This is a genomic window from Kitasatospora sp. CM 4170, assembly GCF_032110285.1.
GTDB classification, from domain to species: Bacteria; Actinomycetota; Actinomycetes; order Streptomycetales; family Streptomycetaceae; genus Kitasatospora; species Kitasatospora aburaviensis.
Genome location: NZ_CP134877.1, coordinates 4763982 through 4777531, shown reverse-complemented (window position 1 = coordinate 4777531; position 13550 = coordinate 4763982). Strand labels below are relative to the sequence as shown.

The 13550-nt window shown below is 72.1% G+C and carries 11 protein-coding genes and 1 tRNA gene; 6 read left to right on the top strand and 6 right to left on the bottom strand.

Going from position 1 to position 13550, the window contains the following annotated elements; all coding sequences use genetic code 11:
• Positions 1–47 precede the first annotated feature (47 nt).
• Positions 48–131, bottom strand: a tRNA-Leu gene (locus tag RMN57_RS20260).
• Positions 132–548: 417 nt separating this feature from the next.
• On the opposite strand from RMN57_RS20260, the gene RMN57_RS20255 reads away from it, so the two are divergent.
• The 6 genes from RMN57_RS20255 (at position 549) to pknB (ending at position 9144) form a co-directional block, all read left to right on the top strand.
• Positions 549–1415 carry a DUF3662 and FHA domain-containing protein gene (locus RMN57_RS20255; RefSeq protein WP_313764753.1) on the top strand — a complete coding sequence of 289 codons (867 nt, stop codon included), beginning with the start codon at positions 549–551 and terminating at the stop codon, positions 1413–1415.
• 12 nt (positions 1416–1427) lie between these two features.
• A complete protein-coding gene (locus RMN57_RS20250) occupies positions 1428–1958 on the top strand; it encodes an FHA domain-containing protein (protein WP_313764752.1) in 531 nt (176 codons plus the stop codon).
• Between the two features lie 52 nt (positions 1959–2010).
• Complete coding sequence (locus tag RMN57_RS20245) at positions 2011–3666, top strand: protein phosphatase 2C domain-containing protein (protein ID WP_313764751.1); 1656 nt, start codon at positions 2011–2013, stop codon at positions 3664–3666.
• Positions 3667–3825: 159 nt separating this feature from the next.
• Positions 3826–5295: an FtsW/RodA/SpoVE family cell cycle protein gene (locus RMN57_RS20240; protein ID WP_313764750.1), complete on the top strand. Its 1470-nt coding sequence runs from the start codon at positions 3826–3828 to the stop codon at positions 5293–5295.
• Positions 5292–6746, top strand: coding sequence for a penicillin-binding protein 2 (locus tag RMN57_RS20235; RefSeq protein WP_313764749.1), 1455 nt, complete (start codon positions 5292–5294; stop codon positions 6744–6746). Before RMN57_RS20240 ends, RMN57_RS20235 begins: the two co-directional genes overlap by 4 nt.
• 262 nt (positions 6747–7008) lie before the next feature.
• Entirely contained in the window at positions 7009–9144 is a 2136-nt protein-coding gene (pknB, locus tag RMN57_RS20230; RefSeq protein ID WP_313764748.1) for a Stk1 family PASTA domain-containing Ser/Thr kinase, read from the top strand.
• A 316-nt stretch (positions 9145–9460) separates the two neighbouring features.
• Here the strand turns inward: pknB and RMN57_RS20225 are convergent, their stop codons facing one another.
• The 5 genes from RMN57_RS20225 to RMN57_RS20205 all read right to left on the bottom strand — a co-directional run bounded on the left by RMN57_RS20225 (position 9461) and on the right by RMN57_RS20205 (position 13484).
• Positions 9461–10258, bottom strand: a complete 798-nt coding sequence (locus RMN57_RS20225; RefSeq protein ID WP_313764747.1) for a class E sortase — start codon at positions 10256–10258, stop codon at positions 9461–9463.
• A 114-nt stretch (positions 10259–10372) separates the two neighbouring features.
• A complete protein-coding gene (locus RMN57_RS20220) occupies positions 10373–11656 on the bottom strand; it encodes a class E sortase (protein WP_313764746.1) in 1284 nt (427 codons plus the stop codon).
• 5 nt (positions 11657–11661) lie between these two features.
• The gene (locus RMN57_RS20215) at positions 11662–12324 is read right to left on the bottom strand and encodes an aminodeoxychorismate/anthranilate synthase component II (RefSeq protein WP_313764745.1); all 663 of its coding nucleotides are present in this window, start codon (positions 12322–12324) and stop codon (positions 11662–11664) included.
• A gap of 54 nt (positions 12325–12378) precedes the next feature.
• Positions 12379–12555 (bottom strand): hypothetical protein, encoded by a 177-nt coding sequence (locus RMN57_RS20210; RefSeq protein ID WP_238860502.1) that lies wholly within the window; start codon positions 12553–12555, stop codon positions 12379–12381.
• Positions 12556–12719: 164 nt separating this feature from the next.
• Positions 12720–13484, bottom strand: a complete 765-nt coding sequence (locus RMN57_RS20205) for a DUF881 domain-containing protein (RefSeq protein ID WP_380237152.1) — start codon at positions 13482–13484, stop codon at positions 12720–12722.
• Positions 13485–13550: the final 66 nt, after the last annotated feature.

The window sequence follows — 13550 nt, the reverse complement described above, 5'->3', positions numbered from 1 at the left end:
GAGAACGAGAAAGCCCCGCAGATCCGTAGATCTGCGGGGCTTCGCTGTGCGCGAGGGGGGAGTTGAACCCCCACGCCCTTTCGGGCACTGGAACCTGAATCCAGCGCGTCTGCCTATTCCGCCACCCGCGCATGGGTGTTTGTCGTGGTTGCCAGCCGATCAACCGATCCGCCCGGTACCATGTGGCCCTTCGCGGTTCTTCGATCCGGCTCCCTTGCGGGCGCCCCTTCCGACGTGGAAAACAGTAGCACGACCTGCGGGCCACCTCCGAATCCGTTTCCCGGAGCGGCCGAACGCATCCGAACGGATGCCCGGCGAACTGGCGAGCGAGGGATGGGGCGGCCGTCGGAGGGGTAGCCCTGGCATGCTGCCGCGGGGATGCGTCACCCTGTGTGTCCGAGCCCACCCCCGGGCACCACGCGGTCCGGGAACCGTATGGATGGCCCCGGCGTGGATACGATCAGTACGGAAGTACCGCAAGTAGGCGCGACCGGCTCCCCGGGATCCGGTCGGCAGGCAGGCGAACGAACCCTGGAAGGGGGTGCCCCATGGGAGTGCTGAAGAAGTTCGAGCAGCGACTTGAGGGTCTCGTCAACGGCACCTTCGCCAAGGTGTTCAAGTCCGAGGTCCAGCCCGTGGAGATCGCCGGCGCTCTGCAGCGCGAGTGCGACAACAACGCGAGCATCTGGAACCGCGACCGCACCGTCGTGCCCAACGACTTCATCGTCGAGCTGAGCCCGCACGACCACGAGCGCCTGAGCCCCTACTCCGGTCAGCTGGGCAACGAGCTGGCCGGCATGGTCCGCGAGTACGCCGAGGCCCAGCGGTACAGCTTCATGGGCCCGCTCCAGGTGAACCTGGAGAAGGCCGACGACCTGGACACCGGCCTGTACCGGGTGCGCAGCCGCACGCTGGCCGCCGAGGAGCCGCAGCAGCAGGCCCCGGCGCAGCCCACCCAGGGCGGCGGCTACGGCCGCCCGCCGGCCGCCCCGGCCCCCGGCGCACCGTGGCAGCAGTCCGGCGCCGACCCGTACGGTGCGCCCCCGCCGCCGGCCGCGCCCCCCGCCATGCCCGCCGGTGCCCCGCCCGCGGGCGGCAACGTGCGCCCGTTCCCGGGCGCCGGCCACGGCACCTCCGTCCGCCGCTGGATCGAGGTGAACGGCGCCCGCCACCAGATCTCCGGGAACGCCTGCGTGCTCGGCCGCTCGACCGAGGCCGACGTGCGGATCGACGACCCCGGGGTCTCCCGCAAGCACGCCGAGATCCGGCCCGGCACCCCCTCGATGGTGCTCGACCTGGGGTCCACCAACGGCATCGTGGTGGACGGACAGCACACCCAGCGCGCTACGCTCCGCGACGGCTCGCGAATCGTCGTGGGCTCCACCACCATCGTCTACCGACAGGTCGAAGGGTAGAGCGGCGCGGTTATGTCTGAACTGACCCTCACGGTCATGCGGCTGGGTTTCCTCGCCGTGCTGTGGCTCTTCGTCATCGTCGCGGTCCAAGTGATCCGCAGCGACCTCTTCGGCACCAGGGTGAACCCCCGGTCCTCGCGCCGCGGCGGTGCCGCGACCGCGACCGGCGGGGCCGCCCCGGCCCCCGGCCGCGCCCCGCAGGGGCAGCCCGCCGCCCAGCAGACCCAGGGCGGCGGCCGCCGCCGCGGTGCCCCGACGCAGCTGGTCGTCGTCGCGGGCTCGCTGGCCGGGACCACCGTCGCGCTGCAGGGCCAGACCATCACGCTGGGCCGCGCGCACGACTCCACCATCGTCCTGGACGACGACTACGCGTCCTCCCGGCATGCCAGGATCTATCCGGATCAGACTGGGCAGTGGACGGTCGAGGATCTAGGCTCCACCAACGGCACCTATCTGGACCGGCAGCGCCTGACCGCGCCGACGCCGCTCCAGCCGGGCATGCCGATCCGTATCGGCAGGACCGTCATCGAACTGCGGAAGTAGAGCGCATGAGGGACAGCATCCCGTCCATGACCCAGAGGGGGGCTCAGGTCGCATGACCCTGGTGCTGCGCTTCGCCGCCGGCTCCCACAAGGGGCTGATCCGGGAGGGGAACGAGGACTCCGGCTACGCCGGGCCGCGGCTGCTTGCCGTGGCCGACGGCATGGGCGGCGCCGCGGCCGGTGAGGTCGCGTCCTCCGAGGTGCTCGGCTCCATCGTCCGCTTGGACGAGGACGTGCCGGGCGCCGACCTGCTGACCCTGCTCGGCGACGCCGTCCAGGGCGCCAACGACCGCCTCCGGCAGATGGTCGAGGAGGATCCGCAGCTGGAGGGCATGGGCTGCACCCTCACCGCGATGCTCTGGACCGGCCAGCGGATGGGCCTGGTGCACGTCGGCGACTCCCGCGCCTACCTGCTGCGGGACGGTTCGCTGGTGCAGATCACCCAGGACCACACCTGGGTGCAGCGCCTGGTCGACGAGGGCCGGATCACGCCCGAGGAGGCCGAGACCCACCCGCAGCGCTCGCTGCTGATGCGGGCGCTGGACGGCCGCGGCCAGGTCGAGCCCGACCTGTCGATCCGCGAGGTCCGGGCCGGCGACCGCTACCTGATCTGCTCCGACGGCCTCTCCGGCCCGGTCAGCCACCAGACGCTGCAGGACACCCTCGGGAGCTTCTACTCGCCCGAGCAGACCGTGCAGGAGCTGATCCAGCTCGCGCTGCGCGGCGGCGGTCCGGACAACATCACCTGCATCGTGGCGGACGTCATCGACGTCGGCGCCACGGACACCATGAGCGGGCAGTTCAACGACGTCCCGGTGGTCGTCGGCGCGGTCGCCGACACCCCGCCGTCCTCGGCCGCCGCCGACCGCTCGATCGCCGACACCCCGGCCGGCCGGGCGGCCGGCCTCGGGCGCTCCCCGCAGGGCGCCTTCGGTCCCGCCGAGGGCTACGACGGCGGCTACGGCGCCGCCCCCGCGGGCTTCGGCCCGGCGGAGGGCTACGACGCCGGCTACGGCGCCGGCGAGCCGTCCGTCTACGGCACCGAGGACTACGACGACGAGCAGCCGCGCAAGCGCAAGGGCAAGGCGCTCAAGCTCTCGGTGGTGGCGCTCGTCACCCTGGGCCTGCTCGGCGGCGCCGGCTTCTTCGGCTACAAGTGGACGCAGGACCAGTACTACGTCGGTGCCGACGGCGACCACGTCGCGATCTACCAGGGCCTCAACCAGAACCTGGTCGGGCTGAGCCTGTCCTCGGTGCACACCTCGTACAAGGACATCGAGCTCAAGTACCTGCCGCAGGACCAGCGCACCCATGTGACGAACACCATCACGGCGAGCAGCTTCGGCGACGCCGACGACAAGGTGAAGAAGCTGGCCGAGCAGGCCACCTTCTGCCACCGGGTCGCCGACGCCCGGGCGAACGCGGGCGGCCAGGCCACCGCGGGCACGCCGGCGGCCGGCCAGCCCACCGCGGCGCCCGCCGCCACGGTGGCGCACGCCGGGTTCCTGGCGGCCGGCTCACCCAGCCCCTCCGCGACCGGCCGGGCCCCGGCCGCGGCCGCGCCCACCCCGAGCGCGACCCAGACCCCGGCGCCCGGCACGGCGGCTCCCAGCCAGAGCGCCGCCGCCCCGGCCACCGGACCGCAGGGCGACCTGCCCGGCTTCACCGACGAGGAGCGGCAGAAGGCCGACTCCTGCCCGAAGCCGTGACGGCCGTGACCCGACATAGGCCCGCCCGGCGCGGGCCCGCCGGCCGTCAGGGAGCGGCCACCAAGTGAGCGAGCGAATGATCGAGAGGCGCGCGTGGGCGCCTGCCCCTGCCGGGCGAACGGGTTCCTCCCGTTCGGCGGCCGGGGGAGAGGCGGGAGCATGAGCACCTTCGACCTGAGCAACGGCGCGAACCGCCGGTCCGACGGCGTGCCGGCGGACCGCGCGTCCTCCCGGCGCCGGGGCAACACCACCATCTCGGCCCCGGGCACGCCGAACCGGCGCAACACCGAGCTGGCGATGCTGGCCTTCGCGGTGGTGCTGCCGGTCCTGGCCTACGCCAACGTCGGCCTCGCGATGGACGACTCGCTGCCCGCCGGCATGCTCGGCTACGGCCTCGGCATGGGTGCGCTGGCCCTGATCGCGCACCTGCTGATGCGCCGCTTCGCCCCGTACGCCGACCCGCTGATGCTGCCGATCGCCACCCTGCTCAACGGGCTCGGCGTGGTGATGATCTGGCGCCTCGACAAGGCCGGGAAGCTGCTGCACAACAACTACCCCGCCGCTGCCAACCAGCTGATGTGGTCGGGCCTCGGGGTGGCCTTCTTCATCTTCGTGATGATCTTCCTGAAGGACCACCGGGTCCTCCAGCGCTACACCTACATCTCGATGGCGGCGGCCCTGGTGCTGCTCGCGGCGCCGGCCTTCTTCCCGGCCCGCAAGGAGGACTTCGGCGCCAAGATCTGGATCCGGATGGGCGCCTTCTCGATCCAGCCCGGTGAGTTCGCCAAGATCATCCTCACCGTGTTCTTCGCCGGCTACCTGATGGTGAAGCGGGACGCACTGGCCCTGGCCAGCCGCCGCTTCATGGGCCTCTACCTGCCGCGCGGCCGCGACCTCGGGCCGATCATCGTGATCTGGCTGCTCAGCCTGCTGATCCTGATCTTCGAGAACGACCTCGGCTCGTCCTTCCTGTACTTCGGCCTCTTCGTGGTGATGCTGTACGTCGCCACCGAGCGCACTAGCTGGATCGTCTTCGGCCTGCTGATGTCCGTGGGCGGCGCCGTCGCGGTCGCCTCGACCGCCAGCCACGTCAAGGTCCGCATCGACGCCTGGCTCGACCCGATGGCCGCCTTCTCGCCCAAACCACCCCTCGGCGCCACCGAACAGATCGGTCAGTCGCTGATGGCGCTGGGCTCCGGCGGGGTCACCGGCTCCGGCCTCGGCCAGGGCCGCTCCTGGCTGATCGACTTCGCCGCCAAGAGCGACTTCATCCTCGGCTCGTTCGGCGAGGAGCTCGGCCTCACCGGCCTGATGGCGATCTTCATGCTCTACGCACTGCTGGTCCAGCGCGGCCTGCGCACCGCCGTCGCCGCCCGGGACCCGTTCGGCAAGCTCTTCGCCGTCGGCCTCTCCTCGGCGATGGCGCTCCAGGTCTTCGTGGTCGCCGGCGGCGTCACCGGCCTGATCCCGCTGACCGGTATGACCATGCCGTTCCTCGCCCAGGGCGGGTCCTCGGTGGTCGCCAACTGGGCCCTGGTCGCGATCCTGCTGAAGATCAGCGACAACGCCCGCCGACCGGGGGTCGAGCCGTCGCCCACCCCGGAGATCCAGGGAGGACCCGTCTCGTGAACAAGCCGATCCGCCGGGTCTCGATCTTCTGCCTCGTGCTGATCCTGGCCCTGATGGTCCGCACCAACTGGGTGCAGGGGGTCCAGGCCGAGTCCTGGGCCACCAACAAGAACAACAAGCGCCAGGAGTTCGACCGCTACGCCCACCCGCGCGGCAACATCATCGTCGGCGGGCAGCCGGTCACCTCCTCCGAGTTCGTCAACGGCCTGCGCTACAAGTACAAGCGCACCTGGATCGACGGCCCGATGTACGCGCCGGTCACCGGCTACACCTCGGCCTTCCAGAGCACCGGGCTGGAGAACCTGGAGGACGGCATCCTCTCCGGGACCGACGACCGGCTGTTCTTCCGCAACACCCTGGACATGCTGACCGGCGAGCCGAAGAAGGGCGGCGACGTCGTCACGACGATCAACGCCAAGGCCCAGAAGGCCGCCTTCGACGGCCTGGGCAACAAGAAGGGCGCGGTGGTCGCCCTCGACCCGCGCACCGGCGCCATCCTGGCCCTGGTCTCCACGCCCTCCTACGACCCGAGCACCTTCTCCGGCTTCGAGAAGTCCGACGGCGAGGCCTGGAACAACCTCAACGCCGACACCAACAAGCCGCTGCTCAACCGCGCGCTGCGCGAGACGTACCCGCCCGGCTCGACGTTCAAGCTGGTCACCGCGACCGCGGCGTTCGAGAACGGGATGTTCCAGAACATCGACGACACCACGCAGACCCCCGAGCCGTACACCCTGCCGGGCACCAAGACCGACCTGAAGAACGAGAGCCCCAACGAGCGCTGCGAGAACGCCACGCTCAAGTCGGCCATGGACCAGTCCTGCAACACCGTCTACGGCAAGATCGGCGTGGACCTCGGCCGGGACAAGATGCGGGCCCAGGCCGAGAAGTTCGGCTTCAACAGCACGGTGGACACCCCGGTCCGCACCGAGAAGAGCCTCTACCCGACCGCCTCCACCCCGGACGGCACGGCGATGGACGCGATCGGCCAGCACGACACCCGGGCCACCCCGCTGCAGATGGCGATGGTCTCCGCCGCGATCGCCAACAACGGCTCGCTGATGCAGCCGTACCTGGTGGACCAGGAGCGGTCGGCCTCGCTGACCACCATCTCCAAGCACACCGAGAAGCAGTTCTCCCAGCCGATGAGCCCGGCCACCGCGCAGAAGCTGCAGGAGATGATGGTCTCCGTGGTCGAGAACGGCACCGGCAAGAACGCCCGGATCTCCGGCCTGCAGGTCGGCGGCAAGACCGGTACCGCCCAGCACGGCGAGGACAACGCCGGCCTGCCGTTCGCCTGGTTCACCTCGTTCGCCAAGACCGCCGACGGCCAGTCGGTCGCGGTGGCGGTGGTGGTCGAGGACGGCTCGAACAACCGTGACGGCATCAGCGGCGGGCGGCTGGCCGCGCCGATCGCCAAGGCGGTGATGCAGGCCGCCCTCGGCAAGTAGCAGCGGCCGCCACGAGTGAGTGATATGTCACGATCGGCACCCCCGTACGGATACCGGTCTGGTATCGGCCGAGAGCTGACTCCGGTCCGGCGCGGTGCGACCGGTAGCGTATCCGCAAGCAGCGGGTGTGCCCGTTGCCGCCCGCGAGGCGCCGCAGGGTCCTGACCGCAAGAACCACCCGGGGCCGGGCCGGCGCCACTCAGGGCGTGCGGGGACACCTACGTCACAACCTCACCGGCGGGTGAGGGAGAGGGTCGGAACTATGGAAGAGCCTCGTCGCCTCGGCGGCAGGTACGAGCTCGGCGGCGTCCTCGGGCGCGGCGGCATGGCCGAGGTGTACCTCGCCCATGACACCCGGCTCGGCCGTTCCGTCGCAGTGAAGACGCTCCGGGCCGACATGGCCCGCGACCCGTCCTTCCAGGCCCGCTTCCGTCGTGAGGCGCAGTCCGCGGCATCCCTGAACCACCCCGCGATCGTCGCCGTGTACGACACCGGCGAGGACTACATCGACGGCATCTCGATCCCGTACATCGTGATGGAGTACGTCGAGGGCTCGACCCTGCGCGAGCTGCTGCACTCCGGGCGCCGGCTGCTGCCGGAGCGGGCGCTGGAGATGACCATCGGCATCCTGCAGGCCCTGGAGTACTCGCACCGGGCCGGCATCGTGCACCGCGACATCAAGCCCGCCAACGTCATGCTGACCCGCCAGGGCAACGTCAAGGTCATGGACTTCGGCATCGCCCGGGCGATGGGTGACGCCGGGATGACCATGACGCAGACCTCCGCCGTCATCGGCACCGCCCAGTACCTCTCCCCCGAGCAGGCCAAGGGCGAGCAGGTCGACGCCCGCTCGGACCTCTACTCCACCGGTTGCCTGCTGTACGAGCTGCTGACCGTGCGCCCGCCCTTCGTCGGCGACTCGCCGGTCGCGGTGGCGTACCAGCACGTCCGGGAGGAGGCGCAGCCGCCGTCCGCCTTCGACCCCGAGGTGCGCCCCGAGGTCGACGCGATCGTGCTGAAGGCGCTCGCCAAGGAGCGCGACTACCGCTACCAGAGCGCCGACGAGATGCGCGACGACATCGAGCGCTTCCTCGACGGCCTGCCGGTGGCCGCCGCCCAGCAGGCCGCCGCCTACGGCATGGGCGGTGCGGCCGGGTACGGCTACGACCAGAACGGCTACCCGCAGCAGCACGACCCGTACGGCCAGACCAACGTGCTGCCCGCACAGCCCGGCGGCGGTCCGACCACGGTGCTGCCGCAGGCCGGCGGCCAGCCCGGCTACGGCCAGCAGCCCGGCTACTCCGACGACGGCTACGGCCAGACCTACGCGGGCGGCCCGGGTGGCGGCGCCGGCGGCGAGGACGGCTACGGCCGCGGCTCGCGGCGCGGCGAGGAGCCGCCGAAGAAGAGCAACACCTCCTGGATCGTGCTTGCGGTGGCCGCCGTGCTGGTCCTGGTCGGCACCTTCTTCGTCGCCCAGGCGATGTTCAGCGACAAGAAGGACGACAAGAAGGACGCGGTCAAGGTCAGCGCGCCGAACCTGGTGGGCAGGACGCTGGCCGAGGCCAAGACCGCCGGCCAGCAGGCCAAGCTGGTGGTGACCGAGGGCGAGAAGATCGCCTGCCCGGACTCCAACGTCAAGAAGGACCAGATCTGCGTCCAGAGCCCGGCGGCCGGCCAGCAGGTCGCCGAGGCCGGGACGATCACGGTGCAGCTCTCCTCCGGCCCGGCCAAGGCCACCATGCCGACCGTGACCGGCAAGACCAAGGAGCAGGCCACCAAGGCGCTCGCCGACGCCGGCTTCACCAACATCGCGCAGCCCGAGTACAAGGACGACGACAACGCTCCGCAGGAGACCGTCCTCTCCCAGGACCCCGCGGCCGGCGCGCCCGCCGACCCGAGCGCCCCGGTGAAGCTGACCGTCTCGCAGGGCAAGGCCAAGATCGCCGTGCCGAGCGTGGTCGGCCAGCAGAAGGAGGCCGCGCAGGCCGCGCTGGAGACCGCCGGGTTCCAGGTCGACGCGTCGAAGACCACGCCGACCAACGACCCGAGCAAGATCAACACCGTCGCCTCGCAGCAGCCGGCGGGCGGGAAGGTCCCGGCCAACACGAAGATCGTGCTGACCGTCTTCAAGGCGCCGGACAAGGTCACCGTCCCGCCGCTGCAGAACGTCACGGTCAAGGAGGCCACCAAGCAGCTGCAGCAGCTCGGCCTCGGCTACACGCTGCTCGGCTCGCAGGACCCGAACGCACTGGTGACGGGCTCGATGCCGGGTGCCGGCTCCCAGGTGGACCCGAACACCTCGGTCACCCTGATGACGAGGCCGCCCGAGCCGACCAAAGGGGGCAACGACGGTCCCAACCCCTCGCCCTCCAACACCAAAGGGGGCAACCCCTAACCCGTGGTTCCCGTGGCTCTGAGCCGGTGAGGCTCCGGACCCACCCCGAGGGGCCCGTCGAAGCGGTTCACACCGGCTTCGACGGGCCCCTCGGGCGTTCCCCGGGCTCCGCATCGGGCCGGGCAGGCGTGGAACGGCCCGGGACGGCCCCGGAACGGCCCCGGGCGGCCCGCCACGGGGCCCGGCGGGGCCGACGGGGCAGGAGGAGCCGGAAGGGGCCCGGTGGCCGTCCCGGGCCGCCTGGGGCCCGCGCACGGCAGCCGCCGCCGGAGGACCGCGAGCGGGTCCCCGGCGACGAGAGCGCCCAGGAGATCGCCTAGGAGTGGCGCAGCTCGGCCGGCGGGGTGCGCCCGGCGTCCATGTCGTCCACCCGGACCAGGCTGCCCCAGACCGCCATCCGGTAGCGCGAGGTGTACACCGGCGTGCAGGTGGTCAGCGTGATGTAGCGGCCGGGGGACTGGTAGCCGGAGCCCTTGGGGACGGGCGCGACGATGCCGGTGTCGTACTTGGACGTCTCCGCCAGGGTGCTGTCGACCCGGTAGACGTACCACTTGTCCCTGGTCTCGACGACGATCGCGTCGCCCTTGTGCACCGCGTCCAGGTCGTGGAACTTCGCCCCGTGGCCGTCCCGGTGCGCGGCCAGCGCGAAGTTGCCCGCCGCGTCCCACGGCATCGCCGCGCGGTACGGCTGCTCGTACACCCCGGCGACGCCCTCGGCCAGGGTGTCCGGATCGGTGCCCATCCGGATCAGCACCTGGTAGTCCCGGCCCATCGCCGGGACGTGCAGGAAGCCGACCCCGTCCCCCGCCGCGTAGGCCGGACCGGACGCGCCGGGGGAGGGCGTGGCCGCCGGCCCGCCGGGGGGAGCACTCGGACCGGCCGCCCAGGAGTCGCGCAGCCGGTCGGAGGCCCGGGCCGCGGCGGCGTCGGCCTCGACGTTGGTCCACCAGAGCGAGTAGGCGACGAAGAGGCCGAGGACCAGGCCCAGGGTGATCAGCAGCTCGCCGACGACCCCGACCGCGGCCAGCACCGGGCCGCGCTTGCGGCGCGCGGGCTCGGGCCGCGGAAAGGCCTCCTCCGCCACCGGCTCCGCCGTCTCGTCCTGCTGCTGCACTGCTGCTCCCCCTCGTGCCCTGTCCACACCGTCCGACGGCGGTGCCGCGTGCCCGCCCCGGGCCCGGCCGCCGCCCCGGGCCGGTCGGCCGGTCGGCCGTCAGCCGGTCGGCCGTCAGCCGGCCGTGAGCGCGGGCGGCTTGCCCTGGCTCCGCGGCCGTTCCTCGGTCATCTTGCCAAAGAGGATCAAGCGCGCCTTCGAGCTGAACTCCGGCGTGCAGGTGGTCAGCGTGATGTACCGGCCGGGCTGGGTGTACCCGGAGCCGTTGGGCACCGGCTTGATCACGCTCACGTTCGACGGCGGGGTCTCCGGGATGCCCCCGGTGACCTCGTACGTGTAGTACGCGGTCGCCGTCTCCACCACGATCTTGTCGCCCTTGCCGAGCTGGTTGATGTGCCGGAACGGCTCGCCGTGGGTGTTGCGGTGCGCGGCCAGCGCGAAGTTCCCCTGCTTGTCGGCCGGCATCCCGGTGCCGGTGTAGTGGCCGACCAGGCCCTTGTCGAGCACCGAGGCCTTGGCGGTGCCCTCGGCGATCGGGAACTTCAGGCCCAGCTTCGGCAGGTGGATGATCGCGAAGCCCTTGCCCGGCTCGAAGGTCTCCGGCTTGGCCGGGTCCGGCGCGGGCTGCCCGGGTGCCCCGGGCGCCGGCTGGGCCGAGTCGAACTGCTGCTCCAGCTGGTTGCGGGCGCCGTCGGCGGCCGCATCGGCCTGCACGTTGGTCCACCAGAGCTGGTAGGACACGAACAGCAGCATCACCAGGCCGAGCGTTATGCAGAACTCGCCCACGAACCGGGCGCCGACCACGAGCGCCGACTCCTTGGGCCGTGCCCGCTCCCCCGCAGCCGCGCGACCGCCCGCCCGGCGGCGCCCACTGCCCGAGCGCACCGACATCCGGCCCTGCGCGGCCCGGCGGCGCTCGGCGCGGCCGCCGGTCGGCGGCTCGTCCGCGCCGGCCGGCGGCGGGACGCGCAGCTGGATGGTCCGGTCGGCCGACCAGGGGGCGTCCGGCTGCTCCGCGCCCGCGGTGCCGTCCGGCCCGGCCTGGAGCGGCTGCTCGGCCTGCTCGTAGACGCCCCAGCCGTCGTCGGCGGCACGGCCCGGCCGCTGCTGGGCCTGCCGGACGGGCTGGACCTGCTGGACGGGCCGGGTCGGCTGGTCCTGCTGGCCCGGCCGGCCGGCGTACTGCTCCTGGTACTGGTACTGGCCGTGCTGCAGGTAGTCCTGGGCACCCTGGCCGACCTGGGCGCCCTGGCCCGCCTGGCCACCGGGCCCGGCCTGGCCGTACTGCCCGTACTCCCCCGGCTGCCCGGCCTGGCCGTACGACCCGTCCCGGCCGTACCCGCCGCCCAGTGGGTCCGCCCCCGGCTGGAAGCGCCCCTCCGGACGCACCGCGGTCACGTCGCTCAGCCCCGGCCGATCACCGGGGCGAGCCCGGCCGAACGGCCGACGGCCTGCGGGTCACCGCACTCGGCCAGCCAGTTGGCGAGCATCCGGTGCCCGCCCTCGGTGAGCACCGACTCGGGGTGGAACTGCACGCCCTCGACCAGCAGCTCGCGGTGGCGCAGCCCCATGATCACGCCGCTCTCGGTCCGGGCGGTGACGACCAGCTCCTCCGGCACGGTGGCCGGCTCGACCGCCAGCGAGTGGTACCGGGTCGCGGTGAGCGGCGAGGGCAGGCCCTCGAAGACCCCGCCGTCCTCGTGCTCCACCAGCGAGGTCTTGCCGTGCAGCAGCTCCGGCGCCCGGTCGACCACCGCGCCGTAGGCGACCGCGATCGACTGCAGGCCCAGGCAGACGCCGAAGACCGGCAGCCCGATCCGTGCGCAGTGGTGCACCATCTCGATGCAGACCCCGGCCTCCTCGGGCGCGCCCGGGCCGGGGGAGAGCAGCACCCCGTCGAAGCCCGTGCCGCCGTCACGGCGCACCGCGTGCCCGACCGTCACCTCGTCGTTGCGCACCACCTCGCAGGTGGCGCCCAGCTGGTAGAGGTACTGGACCAGGTTGAAGACGAAGCTGTCGTAGTTGTCGACGACCAGGATGCGGGGCGGGCTCGGCTGGGAGGTCATGAGCGTGCGGTCTCCGTGGGGTGCGGGGCTGGGGGGAGGAACGGGGCCGACGGATCAGCCCGCGGCGCCTTCGCCGCCGTCCACTGTGACGTCGCCGAAGGGGAGCAGCGGTTCCGCCCACGGGAAGACGTACGTGAACAGGAGGTAGACCACGCCCAGGACGAGGAGCAGCGAGATGAGGGCCCGGACCAGGGTGTTCCCCGGGAGGTGACGCCAGATCCAGCCGTACATGGTGCTCCCTCGACGTAACGGACTGGGGTAAGAGTAGACCGGTGGTCGCGGGCCGTGGGGCGGGCTTCCCTCTTCCGGCGTCCTGATCCGCCCCGATCCGACCCGATCCGCCGCGATCCGCCGCGAATCGTCGAACACTCCCGGCGGGGACCGTCGGACGGGCCCTACGGCTGCCCGCCCGCCGAGCGCAGGTCGGCCGTGCCGGAGTAGCCGGGCACCGCGAGGTCGCCGCTCTCCTGCACCTTCCAGCCCAGCCCGTACGCCTGGACGTACTGCAGGTAGTTGCGGATCGTCGGATCCGCCTCCACGGCCGCGCGCAGCGCGTCGGTCCGGCCGACCGCCTTGACCACGTAGGGCGGCGAGTAGACCCGGCCCTGGAGCAGCAGGGTGTTGCCGACGCAGCGGACGGCGCTGGTGGAGATCAGCCGCTGGTCCATCACCTGCACGCCCTCGGCGCCGCCGCGCCAGAGCGCGTTCACCACGGCCTGGATGTCCTGCTGGTGGATGACCAGGTCGTTGACGCCCGGCTCGGGCACCCCGGGGATGCGCGCGGTGGCGTTCGGCGGGGCGTCGTTGAGGGTGACGGTCAGACCGGGGCCCTGCAGCGGCTCCAGTGCGGCGGCGTCCCGGAGGGCGTCCTGCCGGGCGGTGTCGGCCGGGTTGCCGCCCTGCTGCTCGGTGAGCTCCTGCGAGCGGGCCTGGAGGTCGGCGAGCTGCGCCTGGGCCTGCTGGTTCTGGGAGCTGCGCTGGCGTATCACGTCGCTGAGGCTGAGCAGCGAGTTGTCGGTGCGCAGGTCGGTGCCGCGCGCCGTCTGCGCGCTGACGTAGAAGAGCAGACCGGCGAGCGCGAAGACGGCGCAGGTCAGGGCACGGCCGACAATTCGGGTGCCGGCGGCAGGGGTGCGGGACGGCTGAGGGGGAATCGACAAATTAGGCACCGTACCCTTATCTACTTCAGACCCGCCGAGCCACTACGCTAACGGACGCCGGTGGCA